Consider the following 20,399-nt stretch of genomic DNA (forward strand, 5'->3'; position numbering starts at 1 on the left):
GTTATTGTGACAATCTAACAAAGGAATGTAAGGAAGAATATAGAATTACTATAGAAAAGAGAAAAACTTGAATTTTTGTATGTAATAAAATCCAAACTCCCATGGAATACTTAAAATAGATTAATTATTTCCATAAAGGGTAAAAGATGATAGAATGATTTTATGTTTTCATTCAATAGGATTAGAATCTCAGAGAGACTATTTTCTCTGTTTCTATAAGCATTAAGCAGGATGTAGATTATGAAAATTCATAGTGGAGGTATCAATATGTCAAATAAGCTAGAAGAATTGAGATCTAAAAAAGAAAAACTAAGGTTAGGCGGTGGCGAAGACAGAATCGCAAAGCAACATGAGCGGGGTAAACTCACTGCTAGAGAAAGACTAAATCTTTTCTTTGACCAAGGCAGCTTTGTAGAGATCGGTGGTTTTGCAAAACATAGATCTACTGATTTCGGCATGGATAAAGTAGATGCACCAGCAGAGGGTGTAGTGACAGGCTATGGTACAGTAGATGGAAGATTAGTCTATGCCTATGCGCAAGACTTTACCGTTATTGGTGGATCTTTAGGACAAATGCATGCAGAAAAGATTGTTAAAGTCATGGATATGGCATTAAAGATGGGTGCGCCTATTATTGGAATGAATGATTCTGGTGGAGCTAGAATTCAAGAAGGAGTAGACGCCCTAAGTGGATATGGAAAGATATTCTACAGAAATACCTTAGCTTCAGGCGTTATACCACAAATCTCTGTAATCATGGGACCATGCGCCGGAGGAGCAGTATATTCTCCAGCCATTACTGATTTTATCTTTATGGTAGATAAAACTAGCCAAATGTTTATTACAGGACCTCAAGTTATTAAGACTGTTACAGGAGAAGATGTTACAGCAGAAGATTTAGGAGGAGCAATGACTCATAACTCCACCAGTGGAGTAGCTCACTTTGTAAGTCAAAATGACGAAGCGTGTATAGAAGATATTAAAAGACTTCTTAGCTTCTTACCATCAAATAACTTAGAGACAGCACCCCTATATGAAACTGATGATGATTTAAATCGTCTTGAAGAAAAACTAAATGAAATTATTCCAGAAAACCCAAATAAGCCCTATGATATAAAAGATATCATCACTACCCTTGCGGATAATGAAGATTTTCTAGAAACCCAAGCTTATTTTGCTCAAAATATGGTTACAGGCTTTATCAGAATTAATGGTCAATCCATAGGGGTTATCGCAAACCAACCTAAGGTATTGGCAGGATGTCTAGATATCAATGCATCCGATAAGGCAGGAAGATTTATCAGAACCTGTGATGCCTTTAATATTCCTATCTTAAACATCGTAGACGTACCAGGATTTTTACCTGGAACTACCCAAGAATATGGTGGAATTATTAGACATGGTGCGAAGATGTTATATGCATACTCTGAAGCAACTGTGCCAAAAGTAACTTTGATTGTTCGAAAAGCTTACGGTGGAGCTTATATCGGAATGTGTAATAAAGAACTAGGAGCTGACGTAGTATTGGCATGGCCAAATGCAGAAATTGCAGTTATGGGTCCAGATGGAGCAGCCAATATCATCTTTAGAAAAGATATTAAAGATGCAGAGGATCCAGTAAAAGTAAGAAATGAAAAAATAGAGGAATATAGAAGCAAATTTGCAAATCCATATGTAGCTGCGGCTAGAGGATATGTAGATGATGTTATAGAGCCCTCTGTAACAAGAGCTCATCTAGTTAGTGCCTTTGAAATGTTAGCCAGCAAGAGAGAAACAAGACCAGCGAAAAAACATGGTAACCTACCATTATAAAATAATTATAAAAAAGACTATATAAAATAAAGAGGTGAAAAAATGTTTGCAGATTCCATGTCTATAGGGACCAAATTTGTTAACAGTATAGGACTTACTATACTGGGAATGGGAATTGTATTTGCCGTTTTGATCATCCTATCCTTTGCCTTAGATTTACTTAGAGTAATCGCAGGGGATGGTAAAAAAAAAGATACTCCTAGCCAAGAAGTAGCACAGAAGGATACAGTAGTAACTTCTAATGAAATTGTAAAACAAGAAGATGACGGAGAACTTATAGCTGTCATTGCAGCGGCTATTTCCGCTATGAGTGGAACTTCGGTAGATGACATTGTTGTGAGATCCATAAAACCCTTACCTCAAAAGCAAAGTATTTGGAGTGGAACGGGAAGACAAGAACAAATGTTAGATAGATTATAAAAAAATGACTAGCCTAGGGAGGAAATAAAGAATGAAAAAATATGTAATCACTGTAAACGGAAATTCCTATGAAGTAGAAGTGGAAGAAGTAAAAGGTGGGGCTGCAAGTGCTGCCTCAAGACCAGCAACCCCAGCACCTTCTGCCCCAGCAAGAGCAACTAGCGTAGCCGATGCACAACCTAAAACAGCTCCAGCGCCTAAAGCAGCTCCAGCTCCAGTAGCCGGTGGTGGTGGCAGCGTAACTGCGCCCATGCCAGGAACCATTTTCAAGGTGCAAACAAGAGCAGGAGATGCAGTGAAAAAAGGAGATGTTCTCATTATATTAGAAGCCATGAAAATGGAAAATGAGATCTTTGCACCAACAGACGGAACAGTTGCTTCAGTAAATGTCAACGAGGGAGCATCGGTGAATGCAGGAGACGTTTTAGTTACCTTTGAATAAAAAATTCATGTTAAACACGACAGAAAGCGGGGAAAAATAAATGTTAGAAGCTTTAGGAATAGGGTTAGAGGGATTCCTAAGTAGCATGGCCTTTGGACAGCTTACGGTTGGAACCATCATTATGCTCTTAGTTTCCTTTGTACTCTTATATTTAGCGATAGTAAAACAATATGAACCATTATTATTACTACCCATAGCCTTTGGGATGCTATTGGCTAACCTGCCCTTGGCGGGATTAATGGCTGAACCTACAGGAGTATATGGAGAGCCTAGTTTCCAGGCCGGAGGACTTTTATATTACCTTTATCAGGGAGTAAAATTAGGGATCTATCCTCCGCTAATCTTCTTAGGGGTAGGCGCCATGACAGATTTCGGACCACTTATTGCCAATCCGAGAAGTATCCTTTTAGGCGCAGCAGCCCAATTTGGTATATTTTCAGTATTTATTGGGGCTATTCTTCTTGGATTTACAGGTCCAGAGGCTGCATCCATCGGGATTATCGGTGGTGCCGATGGTCCAACAGCCATATACTTGACCTCAAAATTAGCACCCCATTTATTAGGACCTATTGCCGTAGCGGCATATTCCTATATGGCCTTGGTACCGATCATTCAACCACCAATTATGAAAGCCCTTACTACCAAGGAAGAAAGAAATGTTGTAATGGAGCAGTTAAGACCCGTATCCAAAAAGGAAAAAATCATTTTCCCAATTTTGGTTACCGTATTGGTTGCATTAATCCTTCCTTCTGCAGCACCATTGGTAGGAATGTTAATGCTTGGAAACCTATTTAAAGAATCCGGAGTAGTGGATCGTATCAACAAAACGGCTCAAAATGAATTGATGAATATTGTTACCATCTTTTTAGGAGTAACTGTAGGAGCCACTGCCAATGCAGAAACCTTCCTACGACCACAAACATTAATGATCATAGGCCTTGGTCTATTTGCCTTCTGCCTTGGTACTGCTATGGGAGTACTCTTCGGTAAGATTATGTATAAACTCACAGGAGGTAAGGTAAACCCACTTATCGGTTCTGCAGGGGTATCGGCTGTACCAATGGCTGCCCGTGTATCCCAAGTGGTAGGACAAAAAGAAAATCCATCCAACTTCCTACTTATGCACGCCATGGGACCAAACGTTGCAGGAGTTATTGGCTCAGCGGTAGCCGCAGGATTATTATTATCCATATTTGGTTAAAGAAAAAGGTTATGCCCTTTCCTTGGGCATAGCCTTTTTTTATGAAATGAAAGTTATAAAATGGTGATATAATAAAATAAAGTAAATAATGAACGGAAGGTGATAAGGTGAGGGAGAAGATATTGCATTTACTAAAGAAATATCCCCAAGAACATGTTTCTGGGGAAAAGCTGAGTGAACAATTAGGGGTTTCTAGAACAGCCATTTGGAAGCATATTAATGCATTAAGGGAAGAAGGATATAACATTGAATCTATTCCAAGAAAAGGGTATATACTAAGGGAAAGCCCGGATATACTTACTGCTGTAGAAATCCAAGGGGAACTTCACACTAGCCTTTTAGGAAAAAAAATCATGCACTTTGATTCCATTGGCTCTACCAATGATAAAGCCAAGGATCTGGCGTTACAAGGGGCAGAGGAAGGTACTGTGATTATTGCCGAGGAACAGATAAAGGGTAGGGGAAGAAGAGGAAGCCAGTGGGTATCCCCCAAGGGAAAGGGAATATGGATGAGCATCATATTACGCCCTGATGTACTTCCTAAGAATGCACCTAAGTTTACCCTATTATCGGCAGTGGCAGTAGCCCAGGCCATTAGAGAAGTGACTGCATTACCAGTACAAATAAAATGGCCCAATGATATCATCTACCAAAATAAAAAGGTCTGTGGCATTCTTACCGAAATGAGTGCAGAAATGGATTTTATCAATTATATTGTTGTAGGAATGGGTATTAATATAAATGAAAGCATAAAGGATTTTCCAGAGGAGATACAGGGGAAAGCTACCTCCCTAAGGGAAATAAAAGGAGAAAATATATCCCGCCAAAGATTAGTAAGAAGCATATTAGAAAACTTAGAAAAATTCTACCTAGAATTTGTGAAAGAGCAAAACTTCCAAAAAGTTTTAGAGCTATGGAAAAGCATGTCAGGGATTTTAGGTAAGGAAGTGAGAGCAATGGGGAATAATGATGTTATTCAGGGGATTGCAGTGGATATCAACCAAGAGGGAGCATTGATTATAAAAGAAGATAATGGCAAAATCCACGAAATCACCTTTGGAGAGGTATCCCTTAGGGGCGTAAATGGATATATCTAAAAACAAATTGAAATAATATAGAGAATTTGATAAAATAGTAACGTCTTTTGGCTGGTATCCTAATAGGAACTGGACAAAGTTAAAATAAATATAAAATTTACGACTAGTATCCGAGAGGAACTAGAACGGAGGTGCAAGGATGAAATCATCAACAAGAACAATCACCATCACAGGAATGTTATCGGCTATTGCCATAATATTGGGGTTAACCCCCTTAGGCTTAATTCCTGTACCCACTCCAGCAGGCAGAGCGACGATTATGCATATCCCTGTGATTATTGGAGCGGTATTAGAAGGACCTGTAGTAGGAATGTTTGTAGGATTTATATTTGGATTAATCAGCTTTATTACAACGGGTTCCCCTTTGCTCAAAAATCCTATTATTGCCATATTACCTAGAATCCTTATTGGTCTAACGGCTTACTACAGCTATAAATGGACAAAAAGTTCCTTTGTATCGGCTATTGTCGGAGGACTTACCAATACCTTGGGAGTAATGGGATTGGTAGTGGTCTTTAAACTTCTTCCTTTGGTAGCTGCTGGAGGGATTGTCTTAACCCAGGGATTACCAGAGACGGTTGTAGGAGCCATTATTACCATGGTTATTATCAAGGCATTAAAAAAAGTAATATAAATAAAACAACTTATAAAAGTGCTAATAATTTCTCTATAAATCCCTTTTATGAGAGATTATTAGCCCTTTTCTTTGTATCCATAAAAATCATGATAGAAAAGAGAATAGATGAAGAGGTGTAGAAAATGATTTTAGTCTTTGATGTGGGAAATACCAATACAGTATTAGGAATATATGATGGGGAAAAGCTAATAGAAAACTTTCGCATTTCAACAGATAGAGATAAAACAGCAGATGAATATGGAATGTTAGTGAATCAATTGTTTCAATATGAAAATTTAACATTTAAAGACATAAAGGCAGTGGTCATATCTTCGGTGGTACCTACTCTTATGCATGCCTTGGAAAAAATGGCAAGAAAATATTGTGCTGTAGATCCGCTTATTATAGGCCCAGGAATAAAAACCGGTATGAATATAAAATATGACAACCCTAGGGAGGTGGGTGCTGACCGTATTGTCAATGGAATAGCAGCCTTCGAGAAATATGGAGGGCCTATTATTGTTGTAGATTTTGGGACAGCCACTACCTTCTGTGCGATTTCTGACAAATGTGAATACCTAGGGGGCGCTATTGCTCCAGGCCTTCGGGTATCCGCAGACGCTCTTTTTGAAAAAGCTTCCAAACTGCCTAGAATAGAATTGATAAAGCCATCCCAAGCTATTTGCAAAAATACAGTCAGTAGTATGCAAGCAGGGATGATCTATGGCTATGCAGGATTAGTTGATTCTGTAGTAAGCAAAATGAAAGAAGAGATGGGTAGCCAAAGCATAAAAGCTATTGCTACAGGAGGAATGGCCGCTCTAATTTCCTCTGAGACCAAAACCATTGATCAAGTAGACAGTTTATTGACCTTGGATGGTTTAAGAATTATATATCAGAGAAATCTATCATAAAACAAAGCCTAAGGAGAGAATTATATGAAAATAGGCAATCTCATCATAGATAATCCTGTATTTTTAGCCCCCATGGCAGGAGTGACCGATCTACCCTACAGGATATTGGTAAAACAACAGGGGTGTGGACTTTTATACACCGAAATGATCAGTGCCAAGGGACTTTACTATAACAATGAAAAGACAAGTAATTTGACCGAGATCCATCCCAAAGAAAAGCCAGTAGCTCTACAGATATTTGGGTCGGAACCTGAAGTCATGGGAAAGATAGCGGAGCAACTAAATGCCATGGATTTTGAAATATTGGATATCAACATGGGCTGTCCTACACCCAAGATAACCAAAAACGGTGATGGCTCCGCCCTCATGAAAAATCCTAAACGAGCGGGAGAGATCATTAAAGCCGTCTCGAAGGCAAGCAAAAAACCCGTGACGGTAAAAATCCGAAGGGGCTGGGATGATACTTCTATAAATGCAGTGGAAATGGCAAAAATAGCAGAGGAGTCAGGAGCTAAGGCTATTGCTATTCACGGAAGAACCCGGGAACAGTTTTATAGTGGACAAGCTGATTGGAGTATCATCAAAGAAGTAAAGGACAAAGTCAGCATCCCCGTCATAGGCAATGGAGATATTACCTCGCCAGAATTGGCAAAGGCTATGATAGATCAAACCGGCTGTGACGCCATCATGATTGGAAGAGCCGCCCAAGGTAACCCCTGGATTTTCAGACGAACAGTTCACTACCTAAAAACCGGGGAACTCCTTCCCGAACCTACCCCTGGAGAGATAGTAGATATGATTTTAAAGCATATGGAGTTGACCATCCAGTATAAAGGAGAAAGAGTAGGCATCCGAGAAATGAGAAAACACATTTCTTGGTATACAAAAGGATTAGAAGGATCCAATAAAATCCGAAAAACCGTCAACCGATTAGAAACCCAAGCAGAGATAAAAGAATTGTTAAAAGAGCTGACATCATAAAAACCCATATCCATGGGTTTTTATGCGTATTGGTAGAGAAATGTGTCCTAGACTGCCCTTTTTTTCATGATAGGAACAGCATAAAAGGGAGGAAAATTTGTGAAATGAGGGATTTGAAATGAAAAAAACACTAGTATCAATAATAATCTTAATTACCATGGCACTACTTCTTCCGGCTTGTAATGATGGTGCTAAACAAAATGACAATAATGAGAACACAGCTATAGAGGAACGGGAGAATGCTGGAGAAAGCAAATCTCCAAATAAAAAGGAAGATAACTCGGAGGCCAGGGCAGAAGAAGATGAGAACTTAAATAATCAATCGAATAAAAGCGATGATAATGCCTTGTCTAAATACTCTACTGATGAAATTGAATTTGCCCGTGTTTGGCTACAAATTGTAGGAAATCAAGAGATAAAAGAATTGAAGATTCGTCATACTTCAGCTGGAGAACAAGTCAATCCCTACGATGATGATAGTGTTGATTATCCAGAAGATGTTATTACATTAGAGGGTGAAATGATGGCAGATGGCATAGTGACTTATAGCGGTAATGGGGACGGCACAATTAATTTATACAATATTCCTTCACACTGGCCTAGTCATGAACAAATAGATGTATCCATGGAAGAATACACAGAAGATATTATTAAAAACACAGAACAAATTTACATTGAAACAGGGAAAGACGAAGAAGTAATAGAATTAATTAAAAAATTAAAAATTCAGAGTTAAAAATAGAGTTTGTAGAATAAAAAATAGCTTTTAACATTAAAAAGCACAGATTTCTATGCTCTGCTGCCAAGAGTTTCTCGACAGCCAAGAGATATATAAATATCTTATTTATGTCTGGGGAAAAATCTTGTCTAGGCATGATATGTAAGTTTACTTTCAGTAGAAATGAATAAACCCGGGCAGACAGATAGGTCTGCCCTTATAGAAAACCATTGTATCCCATCTGGTAGAGGAAGACCTGTATGTCCTCTTTGATAGGAAGCATCACATATCACATGTATTCTACTGCTTTTTTAAAACAAGAGTTAATTTTGTCTTCCCATCGGGAGCATCCCCGATAAGGGTAAGCTTATCTCCTTTAAATTTATACTCCAGTATAATAGGATCTTTTCCTTCAGGAAAGGTTTTTATCTGTCTATTGTCCACTATTTCATATTTAATTTCTTCCAGAATTTCATCATTTAAAATCGTAATCAGAGTATCATTAGATGAAAATTTATGGATTACTTCTTGCTCAACAGGTAGAAGAGGTACATCCTTATTTTCTAATCTTTGCTCTACTGCTTTCCAATTTCCTTCTAGTTGTTCAGTAGTCACTTCTCCAGCACAACCGAACGTCAGAAAAGTAAGCCCTATAATCAAAAACAAAATAAAGATATTCTTCAAAGTATATCCCTCCTATTATTAATAGTGAGAAATTTGCATAATTAGATCCTTTTCAAGCAATCTTGCTCATATTATATTTTTACAGTAAAGTATAAACTATATGGTTATTTTGATCTTAAACTTTGAATTATGCAACTTCACTGGTAGAGCTACTATCCCAGCATTTTATTATTGTAGTACAATATTTATAGGCACCTAAGTTTATTTTACAATGAATGTATGCACCCAATCTTTTTCTCTAGTTTCTGGCTTATCATAGGCCATCCCTTCCACTCCCACAATTGTCCATTGGTTATCTTCTTCTTTTAAAATGTATTTTCTCATTAAATAGCTAGGAGACTGCTCATGATAATGGATTTCTTCCTTAGTAAAAATATTTGCAAATTCTCCCTCATAAACCTTAGATATAGAAACATGTACTTCTTTTATATCCGATGTCTCTTGGAATTTTTCTCTTTCTTCCTGGGTAATTTTGCGAATATCTATAGGCTCCTGTAGGACTCTTCTTTGATGTTTTTCGGGATCATAAGATTCAGAAAAAAGTCCATCCATTTCACGGATATAAGAGTCATAATCCATAGAATACATAGCCAGCTTCCAATCAGCCCTTTCAATCTTTTCAATCATACCAATAGCTTTTTCCTCTTCCTCAGCACATCCCGTCACACTAATGAGTATCGTGATGAGCAATAATAGAATAATATAGGCTTTCTTCATTAAACCATCTCCTTCTAACTTGTTTATGCATTATTTGTAGAATACATAAAATCAAATTTAATTTTGCTTTATTCCTTGTAAAAAGAAGTTACTAAAACATATCCTAGAAGAATTCTAAAAAAAGGCTCTCTTGCAGGAGCTGCCAAATGAAAATTAGAAAATCCCATTCCTATTTCTTTCAGTATATTTTCGATTAAAAAGAAATGTACTGCCTCAACGGATAATAACAAAGCAGGAATCCCCATAATGAGTAACCTTTTATAATCAATATGCCATTTTCCATTTTGTTTTCTATTTTCAAAAATATGCTCTATTCCCAATATCACTCCAAAGGACATATTGAATAATAAAGCACCAAAATGTTTCAAGCTAAATAGGGAGAGTGTATTCATTACACCTAAATGAGGATAAGGCCATTGCTGTAAATAAAGAAAATAGATTTTCATGTAGAGATGCACGAATAGCAGTATAAATACAATAGAAATAAGATAATAACTACCTTTTTTATGATTCACTAATTCCACCCCATTCTATTGAATAATTGTGAGGTATATTCATATACTTCTTAGTCATTCAGTATATAAAGTTCATGAAAGTGAAATTTTCTATAACAAAGATTCTGGTCATCAGTAGAAAATACTTTAAGACTTATAAAAAAAGGAATCTAAATGAAAGCCCATTGTTCTCTATAAAGATTTTCTATATTTATATAAATCATTCATCCAATCCAATACTATCAAAATTTCTCACTTTTTTAAGAAAATTTTAAAATAAATGTCTTAACAAAGGGTCAATACAAAGATGGGGAGCTTTACCATTGTATGACAGAGAATTATTTCTCCCCATGCTCCCGCAAGTTGATTAAATATCGGAAAAAAGAGTTAGTTATCCTTTTGCTTTTAAAATAGGTTATCTTATCTTGATCTGTCCTTATTAAATTAACTGTATTATTATTGAAAAAAATCAAAATATCCTTATTGTTGCTATTAGAATATATACATTCTAATGAAAATAGTGATCTTAAATCATTTTCTGCCGTATTAATATTTTCTGGGGACCATTTAATTTTTTCTAATACAATAATAGTTTTTTTGATGGTGTTAGGAGAAGTTATATTTTTTCTTTTTTCTTGTATGCCAGTTATGTCCTTAACTATTTGATCCAACTCATTCATTAATTGCTCATTATTTGATTGTTCTTCTAAAGCTCTCAAAACATCTCGCTGACTTAAAGCTAATTCTTTTAATCTTTCATTTTGTTCATTTGTTGTTATAACGAGTTCAGTAGGCATCTGTGAAAAATTTAGTTTTATCCCATTAGAATGGTTACTATATATGAATATTATTAAATATACGAAAAAAATACTGCAAAACATAATAGCAGCCAATAAAAGTGTTTTTTTCATTCTTTCGCCTCACAAAATAATTTAATAGCTTCATATGAATATGGATTGAATATAGCAATAGGACTTAATTCTAGCTCATTCATTATTTTTTTTAGGTCAGCTTCTCTTTCTTCTTCATAATTTTTCCTCATTTGTAAAATAAAGTTGTAGTATTAATATTATTTTAATATAATCCTTTAAATCTGTAAACGTAAACATAGGAAGTTTTTATTTTCATGTAAATCAAAGGGAAATAATAATCTAAACATTTCATGGGTTCCACTTTTTCATATTTTATTGGTGTAATATCATATATTGCTATCGATAAATAAATGCAATAAATAAACTTTTCTTCTCATACATAAGACGCACTAGCTTTAAAAAATGTCTCACTTTTTTAGAGAAAATATTAAAACGTTATAAATCTTTAAAAATTTTGTGTAATAGGCTTTATAATAAACATTTCAAGATTTTGAGACATTTTTATACTTTTAGGAGTCTAACAAATAGAAAGAAAAAGGATTTCCAAAAATAAAATAGAAATCTATAATAGAAGGGATGTTTGGTAATTTGAGGATATAAAGATGAATAGATGACGAGATAGGTGGTGCTCAGCAAATGTTTAATAGAACCAGAAAAAAGGTAAAAACCAAAAAGGAAGTTGCTGAATTTGAGGCTTTATTAAAACCGGTATATTCAGAACTCTTTAGGTTTATCTTTGCTATGACAAAAAATAAAGTACTCACTGATGATGTTATGCAAAATACATTGGTAAAGGCCTATGAAAGCTTTTATCAGTTAAAAGATAAAGAAAAGTTTAAATCTTGGATATATACCATTGCCAAAAATGAAACATTAAATGCCTTTAGAAAATTTAGTAGATGTAAAGAAACTGCCACAGAAGATGATGTACTATACAATATCAGTATCCACCAAGATACTATGGAAGAAATCATGATTCGGGAGGAAACCAAGAATCAGTTGGGCACCATAATCAATCAACTCAAAAAGGAATACAAGGAAGTCATCATTTTATACTATTATTATGATCTTACCCTAGAAGAAATATCGGATATTCTAGGAAGCAATGCTAGTACCATCCGTACAAGGCACGCTAGGGCCAAGAAATGTATTTATGATAGCTTAATCCGGGAAGAAAGCCCCAAAAAAGAGGTGAATTTATGAAAACGTATCATTTTGATCAACTACTTACAGAAGAGATAGAAAAGAATGCTGATCATCTCATAGATATAAACTCTACCCCCATTACCCCTATGGAGGAGCATATACAGAAGCTAAAGGAAAGGATTGATCATCAGGAGAGCCAATCCTTTAAAAAGGTTTCTCCTTATAAAAAGATGATAGGAACTGCCGCTTCCATCATTATTTTATCTCTATTTCTCTCTTTCTTATGGCAAACAGAACCAGTGCAAGCCTTTAAATTCAATATTATAAAAACTTTTATCGAGGTAAAGGATGATATGATATCCATCAAAATATCTAAAAACTCTCCCCAAGAGGAAGAAAGAATTGAAGAGAAAGATACCATAAAACAAACCCTCTCCTTTGAGGAGGCAAGGAAAAAAATACCCTTTTCATTTATACAGGCCAACTATGTGCCAGAGGGTTTCAAGCCCCAGGATGTAGAGTGGACTAGATATGCATGGGGAGAGCATTTAGTAGTGCAAATATTTCGGGCAGAAAATGGAGCATTTATCAATATTATTGAAGGGTATAATCTCCAAGGTTTAGAATCTAAAGAAACTATGAATATAAGAGAGGATGCCCAGGTCAAGGAACTGAAAATCGATGAAAAAGATATCTTAATGATCTGTATTGAAAAAGACTTTACCGGTGCATTATGGTATGGAGATACCGCTTCCTATGAAATCGCAGGGAATATCTCTGAGGAAGAGATGATAAAGATGATAAAAAATATAAAATAATAGAAGCTGGCCTAGGCCAGCTTCTATTATTTTATATAGATATAGTCTGAGGTAGAAGTCTTGGTGGTTGTACGACCATTATGGGTGATAAGATGCCGTACTTCTACCCTATAGTAATTGTCTTTTGTGATGGTTTTCATATGATTGGAATCAACTTTAGAGTGATTATTAGTATAGTTCGATACAGTACTGAGGGTTTCCCACTTGTACCCGTTCCAACGTTGGAAATCCAAAGAATACCCTATTTTATCTACATATTGGGTTGCCATGGTATAGGCCATACCTCGAATAGAAGTATTAGAGACTTTAATAACCTGACATCCCACTCTGTAAAAGTAAGGGGAGGCAGAAGAGATTCCAAAGTTTACTGTAGGATAGGGAGAGCTATCATCAGAAAATCCATAATCTTCATAGGGGGAGGGTGTGCCCACCGTAGGTACTTTAGAGTAGCTTGGTTGATCTTCCTCAGATGCCGCTAGGGCAACTTGGGGCACACCTAAGACAAAAAAAAGTAAGAGTAAAACAATTAAAGTTTTTTTCATAGTAAATTCCTCCTTGTTTTTTGGGGTAACAAACTTAGTATTTAATCGGATATGAAAAAGCTCACTAATGGACAAACTCTAGAATTATGATTTAAATCTATATACATCTGCTTTATACTTATCATAATCAGGATTATTTTCTTGGTATTTATCATACTTAAGATCTGACTGAGATTGGTAAATTTCTTCCTCGCCATTACTCTTAGAAGGTTTTTTCTTAATAAACCTCCAAATCTGTTGGAAGCTATATAATATTAAACAAATTCCAAAAATACCAACGAGAATTGTTATTGGTGACCAATACATTTTATTCCCTCCTTAAGGCACTTAAATAGATTAAACCTTTGATTTGATCTTTCTTAAAAATTTTCAGATTCAACATCAATAGTTTTAATATAGTCAATCTCTTCACTGAGATGGGTAGGAGCATCAGGGGTGAATAATTCATATTTGCCAGTTTCTTCATTTTTTAGAACAATTTCGCCTGCTGTATCATCGATAGACATTATCTTCCATTCATTCTCCATTTTCTTAAATACATACTTTGATATTATTACATGACTCTTTGTGTCATCAAGACCCTTTATTTCATCAACAAAAATATTATCCTCATCATACTCATGTGATTTTTTAGCATAAATCGTTGCTTTATCCTCTGTATCGTTCAAATATAGCTTGGAGAAGTCTATTTTTGTAAGCTTTTGGACAATCGCCCCATTAACCACATTCACTTCATAATTTGGATCAACGTGCTTCATGGGGTCTTCTAAAAATTCTTGGTCTATATCTCCTTTTAAGATGGATGCAAGGGGAAACCCTGATTCTTGATCTTCCCCAATAAAATGTTTCTCCAAGTTCTCGGTAATGAACTTCCCTTCAAAAGCTTTTTTATATTTATCAAAGGTTGTATTGAAAGTAATGAGTTTGTTTTGGCTAATTTCTATATTCTTAATGGTATTTATCATTTCCTCATACTCCGCATCGCCACTAGCTCCATGACTACAACCAAAGAGCAGAGATAGAGCAAAAATTAATGTAAAAAATTTAATAAGTTTCATGGATATTCCTCCCCAGTTATTTTAAAGTTTTTCTTGCAAATAAAGACTATCGATGAGTAGAAACCGACTTTCGATATCTATAAATACTTCTTATCCAAAATATTAGTAAGGCAACGATGGATAATACAAAAACCTATGACTTCCATCGGAACCATCTTAATTTATTATACCTTCTATAGATAAGACGCACAATCTTTAGAAAATGTCCCACTTTTTTAAAAAATAGTTATTTATTTATAATCTTATTTATTAAAAAATCTGAAGAAATTTTCAAAAAGAATTCGTCTAATAAAGAGAAGTGGAAGATGTAAGGAAAAAATAAGAATTTTTTAAGGTGGATGAAACAATATTATTGTATAATAACTTGTGAATCATTAAACAATATATAGGGGTAAGAGTCTGTGAAAATGTAAGAGATAAGCGCTATAAGTATCCTAAGGGGAAGTTTTGAGCGATTATGCAGAAAAATCTTCCATTTTGAAGGTTTTAAAATTTTCTTAGGGGGAATAAAATAATTATGAGCACAAAAATGTGCACAACCTTAAGGAGTGACCTCTATGGAATACTTTGAAATTGGAAACAAACTGATTAGTAAAAAAAAGCTGTATAGGGAAATAGAAAAAATATTGGAAAAAAGGGAAAAGGGATACTCCCAACAGGAAGTTGCCCAGCAGTATGGTCTAGATAGAAGCTTTATTTCCAAACTAGAAAGACTAGGCCAACTACGCCAGGGGGATAGGGTCGCTGTAGTGGGTTTTCCTATTAAAAATAAAAAAGAGATAGAGGAGATCTTAAATACCTTTGGAGTAAATTTTAAGGTGCTTTTCACAGAGGAAGAAAGAATTTCCTTTGTCAATGATAAAAGTGGAGCACAGTTATTTAATGAGGTAACAGAAATGTTTTATCAATTGAGAAACTATCATACGGTGATTTTATTGGCATCGGATAAGAGAATAAGAGTATTAGAATCTCTTTTGGATGGGCAAGTCATTACCATAGATATAGGGCAATCCCCTTTAAAACAAGATGTCTATGTGGAGCCAGAATTGATAAAATCACTTTTACATAGAATAATAGGAGGTAGTTATGAAGAAAGTGGTAAGCGTTAGTTTAGGTTCTTCCTCTAGAAACCATAAAGCAGAGACAGAAATATTAGGAGAAAAATTTATCATTGAGAGAATAGGCACTGATGGAGATAGAAAAAAAGCCATAGAGATTATAAAGGAATTAGATGGCAAGGTAGATGCTTTTGGAATGGGGGGCATAGACCTATACCTTTTTTCCAGAAATAAAAAATACCTTCTTTCTAGTGCCCTTCCCATAAAAAAGGCAGCACAAAAGACTCCGATCGTAGATGGATCGGGTCTAAAGAATACTTTAGAGAGAATGGTCATTGATTATCTTACCCAAGAAAAAATCATCGATTTTAAAAATAAGTCCATTATGATCACCTCAGCTTTAGATCGCTTTGGAATGGCTGAAAGTTTAGAAAGTACGGGGGCAGAGATATTCTATGGTGATGTGTTCTATGCCCTAGGCATTCCTTATTTCCTAAAATCTCTAGATGATTTAGATAAAGTGGCAAAGGTCTTATTGCCAGTAGTAAGACATTTCCCCTTTGAGCTGCTGTATCCCACAGGCAATAAGCAAGATAAGGAAAACAAACCCCATAAAGTGAAAAAGATTTTTGAGCAAGTGGATATTTTGGCGGGAGACTTTCTCTATATACAAAAAAACCTACCCCAAAATTTAGACAATAAAATTATCATTACCAATACAACCACAGAAAAAAACCTAAAGCAGTTAAAAGCACTAGGAGCAAAAATGCTCATTACCACAACCCCAGAGTATCAGGGGCGTTCCTTTGGAACCAATGTCATGGAAGGGGTATTAATTAGCCTTGCAAATAAGCCTTGGGAAGAGCTTACGCCAAGAGACTATAGGGAGATATTGAAGCAAATGAATTTTACCCCCAGAATTGTATGGTTAAATGAAGAGGATAAAAGGGTACAAAGTGTTTAAAAGAATATTTTACATTACCCAGTGGAATGGAAATCTAAAGAATAGAATAGATTAAATTAAGAATAGTTGGTGAAAATATGAATAAATTTGCATTTATGATACACCCTATTGAAATACAAGATTTTTATAGAAAGTTTCCTATATTAGAAAAAACTCCTAAAGCTTTAGTAGAAGGAGCCATTAAAAATCTTCCTCCCTTTAAGGTGTCTGAGATTAAAGGAATAAAGACGCCCAAGGGAGAGATAGAAGGATACTTTATAGGCGTACCCCTAACCTCCAAGCAGATGATGAGTCTGCCAGAGGATGTGGTGCTAAAGAAAATAATCAAGGCAGGAAAGCTGGCTGAAAAACTGGGGGCCAATATCGTAGGTCTTGGGGCCTTTACCTCGGTAGTAGGAGATGCAGGGATCACAGTAGCTAAAAATTTGGAGATTCCAGTTACTACAGGCAATACCTATACTGTAGCTACTGCCATAGAGGGGGCAAAAAAAGCAGCCAAACTCATTGGAAAAAATTTCAAAGAATGTGAATTGGTTATTGTAGGGGCCAATGGCTCCATAGGCAATGTCTGTGCAAGGTACCTAGCGAGAGAGGCCAAATATTTGACATTGGTGTCTAGAAATAAGGAAAAACTTAAAATATTGTCTCAAAAAATCCTTGAAGAGACAGGGACGGCTGTACATATTACAGATAATGTGGAATCTGCCCTCAATAAAGGAGATATTATCATTACGGTGACAAGCTCAGTAGACACGGTCATTGATCCAAAACATATCAAAAAAGGGGCCATTATTTGTGATGTGGCAAGACCCAGGGATGTCTCTATGGAAGTTGCTAGAAAGCGGAGAGATGTCTTAGTGATAGACGGAGGGATTGTAAAGTTGCCGGGGAAGGTAGACTTTGGTTTTAATTTTGGTTTCCCCGAGAATACCTGCTATGCTTGTATGGCAGAGACTATGCTCCTTACCCTGGAGAATAAAATGGAATGCTTTAGTTTGGGAAGAGAAATGGAATTGGAGAAGATCGATAGGATAAATAAAATGGCAGAGGAGAATCATTTTTCTCTATCTGGATTTAGAAGTTTTGACAAGGAAGTTCCTGAAAGTAAAATTCAAGACATTAAAAAATATACTCAGGAATATAAAATAAGGAATGCATAGTGTCATTCACCCTATAAACGCTTGACAAGAAAAATTATCTACATTATAATACTAGGCATATAAATAGACATAACAGGTTCCGTCCACGGCGCTTGTTATGTTTTATTTCTACCTAGGGGCATTAAGGTATTGATAGATTTGGGGATGATGGAGGTTATTAATGTGAATAAAATAAGAACTAATGAAGCAGCATATAAACTAATCTTAGTTCATATATTACCTAAAACGGAGAAAAGGGGAATGGATCATGATAAATAACAGAGAAGTCATATTAACATATGAAGGACTTGTAAAGTTAGAGAAAGAGTTAGAGGAATTTAAGACCGTCAAAAGAAAAGAAGTTGCAGAAAGAATTAAGCAGGCATTGGCTTTTGGCGATATCAGTGAGAATTCCGAATATGATGAAGCTAAAAATGAACAGGCTTTTGTAGAAGGAAGAATAGCCACCTTAGAGAATATGCTAAAAAAAGCAAAGGTGATTGACGACGAGGATATCACAACAGATGTGGTTAATATCGGTTCTATAGTCACAGTAAAGGATTTAGAATTTGATGATGAAATGGAATATACAATCGTAGGTTCTGCAGAAGCTGATCCCATGGATTTAAAGATTTCAAATGAATCTCCAGTGGGGAGATCACTAATCGGGAAAAAAGCTGGGGATGTTGTAGAAATAATGGTGCCAGATGGCATGTTGAAGTACGAAGTAATCAGTATAACCAAATAATTTTGGAGGGATCAATTTGACAAATGAAGAGAATCATGCAATAGGGGAAGAAAACCTAAATGAAATCCTAAAAGTTCGTCGAGAAAAACTAAAGGAACTACAGGAAAAAGGAAAAAACCCCTTTGTTATAGAAAAATATGAAAGAACTCATCAATCCCAGGAGATCATAAATCATTTTGAAACCCTAGAGGGCAAAATTGTTTCCCTAGCAGGAAGGATTGTTTCCAAGAGAGGACATGGTAAGGCTAGTTTCGCCCATATCCAAGATATGCAGGGTAGAATTCAAATCTACGTTCGTATGGATCAAATAGGTGAAGAAGCTTATGAGGAATATACTACCTATGATTTAGGAGATATTATAGGGATAGAAGGAGAAGTATTCCGTACAAAAAAAGGTGAAATATCGGTTAAGGCTAAAAAAGTAACCTTATTGACAAAGTCCTTACAACCTCTGCCAGAAAAATGGCATGGATTAAAGGATCAAGAATTAAGATATCGTCAAAGATATACCGACTTAATTGTAAATCCAGAGGTAAGAGAGCTCTTTGTTAAGAGATCAAAAATGATTAAAGAGATAAGAGAGTTTTTGGATAATAGAGGTTATCTAGAAGTAGAAACTCCTATTTTAAATACCATAGCTGGGGGAGCCAATGCAAAACCCTTCATTACCCATCATAATACCCTAGATATTGATATGTATTTAAGAATTGCCAATGAGTTGTATTTAAAACGACTTATTGTAGGGGGCTTTGATAAGGTATATGAAATGGGAAGGATGTTTAGAAATGAGGGAATGTCCTATAAACATAACCCAGAGTATACTGCTATTGAACTCTATGAGGCCTATGTGGACTACCACACTATGATGGAAATCACAGAAAACCTTGTAGAACATGTGGCCAAAAAAGTATTGGGGACGACAAAGATAAGTTATGGTGAAAAAGAAATTGAATTAAAGGCGCCATGGAAACGGGTGGCTATGCATGAATTAGTAAAAGATAAAACGGGTATTGATTTTATGTCAGCAGCTAGTGATGAAGAGGCTAGAGCTTTGGCCAGTAAGTTAGATAGAATTGAAAACATCACCACCATGACAAAGGGACAAATCATCAATGCCATTTTTGAAGAATATTGTGAAGAAGATATGATTCAGCCTACCTTTGTACTTCATCATCCAGTAGAGGTATCCCCTCTAGCCAAAAGAAATCCAGAAAATCCTGCTATTACAAATCGTTTTGAAGCTTTTATATACGGCCGGGAAATAGCCAATGGATTCTCAGAGTTAAATGATCCCATTGATCAAAAACAGAGATTTATGTCTCAGTTAGAAGCAAGGGAAGCAGGAGATGAAGAAGCACATATGATGGATGAAGACTTTATTCATGCTTTAGAAATAGGACTACCCCCTACAGCAGGGTTGGGTATAGGCATTGATAGACTTATCATGTTCCTAACCAATGTACAATCCATAAGGGATGTGCTCCTATTCCCTACTATGAAGCCAGAAGTAAAGTAAACCCATCTAGCTAAAGCAGAACATCAAGATTTGAGATGAGGGCTTTACCCCATCGGAACCCCCATCTTGCAGAAGGTGGAGTCTTAAAAATTGACAAAGATTTGTTTTCAAAGCCTGTCTATGATATCAACATTATAGATAGGCTTTAAAATTTAAAAAACTATTTGACAAAACAAAAGAGTCTTGCTATAATGAAAAAGTCGTCAGCAAAAGAAGGACAAGGGGTAGAGGAAAGAGAACAATCCTCCACAAAGTTTAGCAGGACAACCCCAAAAAAGATTTAAAAAAGTTGTTGACAAGACAAACAAGTTCCACTATAATAGTAAGAGTCGCCGCAAGAAAAGGCGACAAAGAAATTGATCTTTGAAAATAGAACAGTGTAAGGAAGTAAGGGCAAAACCTTAATTCTTTTGAAACAAATAACAAGCCAGAAGATTCTGGC

General features: G+C 35.7%; 23 protein-coding genes. 16 read left to right on the plus strand and 7 right to left on the minus strand.

Annotation, left to right across the window (positions count from 1 at the left end):
* Positions 1–261: 261 nt before the first annotated feature.
* The 9 genes from NSA47_RS08690 (at position 262) to NSA47_RS08730 (ending at position 8,219) form a co-directional block, all read left to right on the plus strand.
* On the plus strand, positions 262–1,812 hold the full coding sequence (locus tag NSA47_RS08690; protein WP_257531047.1) for an acyl-CoA carboxylase subunit beta: 1,551 nt from the start codon (positions 262–264) through the stop codon (positions 1,810–1,812).
* Positions 1,813–1,854: 42 nt separating this feature from the next.
* On the plus strand, positions 1,855–2,232 hold the full coding sequence (locus NSA47_RS08695; RefSeq protein WP_257530990.1) for an OadG family protein: 378 nt from the start codon (positions 1,855–1,857) through the stop codon (positions 2,230–2,232).
* A 31-nt stretch (positions 2,233–2,263) separates the two neighbouring features.
* The gene (locus NSA47_RS08700) at positions 2,264–2,674 is read left to right on the plus strand and encodes a biotin/lipoyl-containing protein (RefSeq protein ID WP_257530992.1); all 411 of its coding nucleotides are present in this window, start codon (positions 2,264–2,266) and stop codon (positions 2,672–2,674) included.
* Between the two features lie 85 nt (positions 2,675–2,759).
* Positions 2,760–3,875, plus strand: a complete 1,116-nt coding sequence (locus tag NSA47_RS08705; protein WP_257531049.1) for a sodium ion-translocating decarboxylase subunit beta — start codon at positions 2,760–2,762, stop codon at positions 3,873–3,875.
* 107 nt (positions 3,876–3,982) lie between these two features.
* A complete protein-coding gene (locus NSA47_RS08710) occupies positions 3,983–4,972 on the plus strand; it encodes a biotin--[acetyl-CoA-carboxylase] ligase (protein WP_257530994.1) in 990 nt (329 codons plus the stop codon).
* A gap of 139 nt (positions 4,973–5,111) precedes the next feature.
* Positions 5,112–5,606, plus strand: coding sequence for an ECF transporter S component (locus NSA47_RS08715; protein ID WP_257530996.1), 495 nt, complete (start codon positions 5,112–5,114; stop codon positions 5,604–5,606).
* Between the two features lie 125 nt (positions 5,607–5,731).
* A complete protein-coding gene (locus tag NSA47_RS08720; protein ID WP_257530998.1) occupies positions 5,732–6,502 on the plus strand; it encodes a type III pantothenate kinase in 771 nt (256 codons plus the stop codon).
* A gap of 24 nt (positions 6,503–6,526) precedes the next feature.
* Positions 6,527–7,483, plus strand: coding sequence for a tRNA dihydrouridine synthase DusB (dusB, locus tag NSA47_RS08725; protein WP_257531000.1), 957 nt, complete (start codon positions 6,527–6,529; stop codon positions 7,481–7,483).
* 118 nt (positions 7,484–7,601) lie between these two features.
* Positions 7,602–8,219, plus strand: a complete 618-nt coding sequence (locus tag NSA47_RS08730; protein WP_257531002.1) for a YdeJ family lipoprotein — start codon at positions 7,602–7,604, stop codon at positions 8,217–8,219.
* A 282-nt stretch (positions 8,220–8,501) separates the two neighbouring features.
* Here NSA47_RS08730 and NSA47_RS08735 read toward each other — a convergent pair whose 3' ends face one another.
* From NSA47_RS08735 to NSA47_RS08750, 4 genes are all read right to left on the minus strand, one after another.
* Positions 8,502–8,885 (minus strand): hypothetical protein, encoded by a 384-nt coding sequence (locus NSA47_RS08735; RefSeq protein ID WP_257531004.1) that lies wholly within the window; start codon positions 8,883–8,885, stop codon positions 8,502–8,504.
* Between the two features lie 201 nt (positions 8,886–9,086).
* Positions 9,087–9,602 (minus strand): hypothetical protein, encoded by a 516-nt coding sequence (locus NSA47_RS08740; protein WP_257531006.1) that lies wholly within the window; start codon positions 9,600–9,602, stop codon positions 9,087–9,089.
* A 68-nt stretch (positions 9,603–9,670) separates the two neighbouring features.
* On the minus strand, positions 9,671–10,117 hold the full coding sequence (locus NSA47_RS08745; RefSeq protein ID WP_257531008.1) for a hypothetical protein: 447 nt from the start codon (positions 10,115–10,117) through the stop codon (positions 9,671–9,673).
* 317 nt (positions 10,118–10,434) lie between these two features.
* Positions 10,435–11,007: a hypothetical protein gene (locus tag NSA47_RS08750; RefSeq protein WP_257531010.1), complete on the minus strand. Its 573-nt coding sequence runs from the start codon at positions 11,005–11,007 to the stop codon at positions 10,435–10,437.
* A gap of 597 nt (positions 11,008–11,604) precedes the next feature.
* Here NSA47_RS08750 and NSA47_RS08755 point away from each other — a divergent pair.
* Positions 11,605–12,171 carry an RNA polymerase sigma factor gene (locus tag NSA47_RS08755; RefSeq protein ID WP_257531012.1) on the plus strand — a complete coding sequence of 189 codons (567 nt, stop codon included), beginning with the start codon at positions 11,605–11,607 and terminating at the stop codon, positions 12,169–12,171.
* Positions 12,168–12,932: a DUF4367 domain-containing protein gene (locus NSA47_RS08760; protein WP_257531014.1), complete on the plus strand. Its 765-nt coding sequence runs from the start codon at positions 12,168–12,170 to the stop codon at positions 12,930–12,932. The genes NSA47_RS08755 and NSA47_RS08760 overlap by 4 nt, the downstream gene beginning before the upstream one ends.
* 26 nt (positions 12,933–12,958) lie before the next feature.
* On the opposite strand, the gene NSA47_RS08765 is transcribed toward NSA47_RS08760, so the two are convergent.
* From NSA47_RS08765 to NSA47_RS08775, 3 genes are all read right to left on the minus strand, one after another.
* The gene (locus NSA47_RS08765) at positions 12,959–13,474 is read right to left on the minus strand and encodes a hypothetical protein (protein ID WP_257531016.1); all 516 of its coding nucleotides are present in this window, start codon (positions 13,472–13,474) and stop codon (positions 12,959–12,961) included.
* A gap of 84 nt (positions 13,475–13,558) precedes the next feature.
* Positions 13,559–13,780 (minus strand): hypothetical protein, encoded by a 222-nt coding sequence (locus NSA47_RS08770; protein ID WP_257531018.1) that lies wholly within the window; start codon positions 13,778–13,780, stop codon positions 13,559–13,561.
* Between the two features lie 53 nt (positions 13,781–13,833).
* Positions 13,834–14,532: a hypothetical protein gene (locus NSA47_RS08775; RefSeq protein ID WP_257531020.1), complete on the minus strand. Its 699-nt coding sequence runs from the start codon at positions 14,530–14,532 to the stop codon at positions 13,834–13,836.
* Positions 14,533–15,089: 557 nt separating this feature from the next.
* On the opposite strand from NSA47_RS08775, the gene NSA47_RS08780 reads away from it, so the two are divergent.
* The 5 genes from NSA47_RS08780 (at position 15,090) to lysS (ending at position 19,957) form a co-directional block, all read left to right on the plus strand.
* Positions 15,090–15,641, plus strand: coding sequence for a helix-turn-helix domain-containing protein (locus NSA47_RS08780; RefSeq protein ID WP_257531022.1), 552 nt, complete (start codon positions 15,090–15,092; stop codon positions 15,639–15,641).
* Entirely contained in the window at positions 15,619–16,554 is a 936-nt protein-coding gene (locus NSA47_RS08785) for a DUF8754 domain-containing protein (RefSeq protein ID WP_257531024.1), read from the plus strand. Before NSA47_RS08780 ends, NSA47_RS08785 begins: the two co-directional genes overlap by 23 nt.
* A gap of 77 nt (positions 16,555–16,631) precedes the next feature.
* The gene (locus NSA47_RS08790) at positions 16,632–17,714 is read left to right on the plus strand and encodes a saccharopine dehydrogenase NADP-binding domain-containing protein (RefSeq protein WP_257531026.1); all 1,083 of its coding nucleotides are present in this window, start codon (positions 16,632–16,634) and stop codon (positions 17,712–17,714) included.
* Positions 17,715–17,961: 247 nt separating this feature from the next.
* Complete coding sequence (gene greA / locus NSA47_RS08795) at positions 17,962–18,441, plus strand: transcription elongation factor GreA (RefSeq protein ID WP_257531028.1); 480 nt, start codon at positions 17,962–17,964, stop codon at positions 18,439–18,441.
* Between the two features lie 16 nt (positions 18,442–18,457).
* On the plus strand, positions 18,458–19,957 hold the full coding sequence (lysS, locus tag NSA47_RS08800) for a lysine--tRNA ligase (RefSeq protein ID WP_257531030.1): 1,500 nt from the start codon (positions 18,458–18,460) through the stop codon (positions 19,955–19,957).
* The last annotated feature ends 442 nt before the right edge of the window (positions 19,958–20,399 follow it).

The sequence above is a fragment of the Irregularibacter muris genome (assembly GCF_024622505.1).
Lineage (GTDB): Bacteria > Bacillota > Clostridia > Eubacteriales > Garciellaceae > Irregularibacter > Irregularibacter muris.

What these genes read in the sequence shown, in the direction of transcription:
- NSA47_RS08695 (WP_257530990.1), top strand. Translation starts at nt 1,855, where the DNA reads ATGTTTGCAGATTCCATGTCTATAGGGACCAAATTTGTTAACAGTATA.
- NSA47_RS08700 (WP_257530992.1), top strand. Translation starts at nt 2,264, where the DNA reads ATGAAAAAATATGTAATCACTGTAAACGGAAATTCCTATGAAGTAGAA.
- NSA47_RS08705 (WP_257531049.1), top strand. Translation starts at nt 2,760, where the DNA reads ATGGCCTTTGGACAGCTTACGGTTGGAACCATCATTATGCTCTTAGTT.
- NSA47_RS08715 (WP_257530996.1), top strand. Translation starts at nt 5,112, where the DNA reads ATGAAATCATCAACAAGAACAATCACCATCACAGGAATGTTATCGGCT.
- NSA47_RS08720 (WP_257530998.1), top strand. Translation starts at nt 5,732, where the DNA reads ATGATTTTAGTCTTTGATGTGGGAAATACCAATACAGTATTAGGAATA.
- dusB (WP_257531000.1), top strand. Translation starts at nt 6,527, where the DNA reads ATGAAAATAGGCAATCTCATCATAGATAATCCTGTATTTTTAGCCCCC.
- NSA47_RS08730 (WP_257531002.1), top strand. Translation starts at nt 7,602, where the DNA reads ATGAAAAAAACACTAGTATCAATAATAATCTTAATTACCATGGCACTA.
- NSA47_RS08740 (WP_257531006.1), bottom strand. Translation starts at nt 9,602, where the DNA reads ATGAAGAAAGCCTATATTATTCTATTATTGCTCATCACGATACTCATT.
- NSA47_RS08750 (WP_257531010.1), bottom strand. Translation starts at nt 11,007, where the DNA reads ATGAAAAAAACACTTTTATTGGCTGCTATTATGTTTTGCAGTATTTTT.
- NSA47_RS08755 (WP_257531012.1), top strand. Translation starts at nt 11,605, where the DNA reads ATGTTTAATAGAACCAGAAAAAAGGTAAAAACCAAAAAGGAAGTTGCT.
- NSA47_RS08760 (WP_257531014.1), top strand. Translation starts at nt 12,168, where the DNA reads ATGAAAACGTATCATTTTGATCAACTACTTACAGAAGAGATAGAAAAG.
- NSA47_RS08765 (WP_257531016.1), bottom strand. Translation starts at nt 13,474, where the DNA reads ATGAAAAAAACTTTAATTGTTTTACTCTTACTTTTTTTTGTCTTAGGT.
- NSA47_RS08770 (WP_257531018.1), bottom strand. Translation starts at nt 13,780, where the DNA reads ATGTATTGGTCACCAATAACAATTCTCGTTGGTATTTTTGGAATTTGT.
- NSA47_RS08775 (WP_257531020.1), bottom strand. Translation starts at nt 14,532, where the DNA reads ATGAAACTTATTAAATTTTTTACATTAATTTTTGCTCTATCTCTGCTC.
- NSA47_RS08780 (WP_257531022.1), top strand. Translation starts at nt 15,090, where the DNA reads ATGGAATACTTTGAAATTGGAAACAAACTGATTAGTAAAAAAAAGCTG.
- NSA47_RS08785 (WP_257531024.1), top strand. Translation starts at nt 15,619, where the DNA reads ATGAAGAAAGTGGTAAGCGTTAGTTTAGGTTCTTCCTCTAGAAACCAT.
- NSA47_RS08790 (WP_257531026.1), top strand. Translation starts at nt 16,632, where the DNA reads ATGAATAAATTTGCATTTATGATACACCCTATTGAAATACAAGATTTT.
- greA (WP_257531028.1), top strand. Translation starts at nt 17,962, where the DNA reads ATGATAAATAACAGAGAAGTCATATTAACATATGAAGGACTTGTAAAG.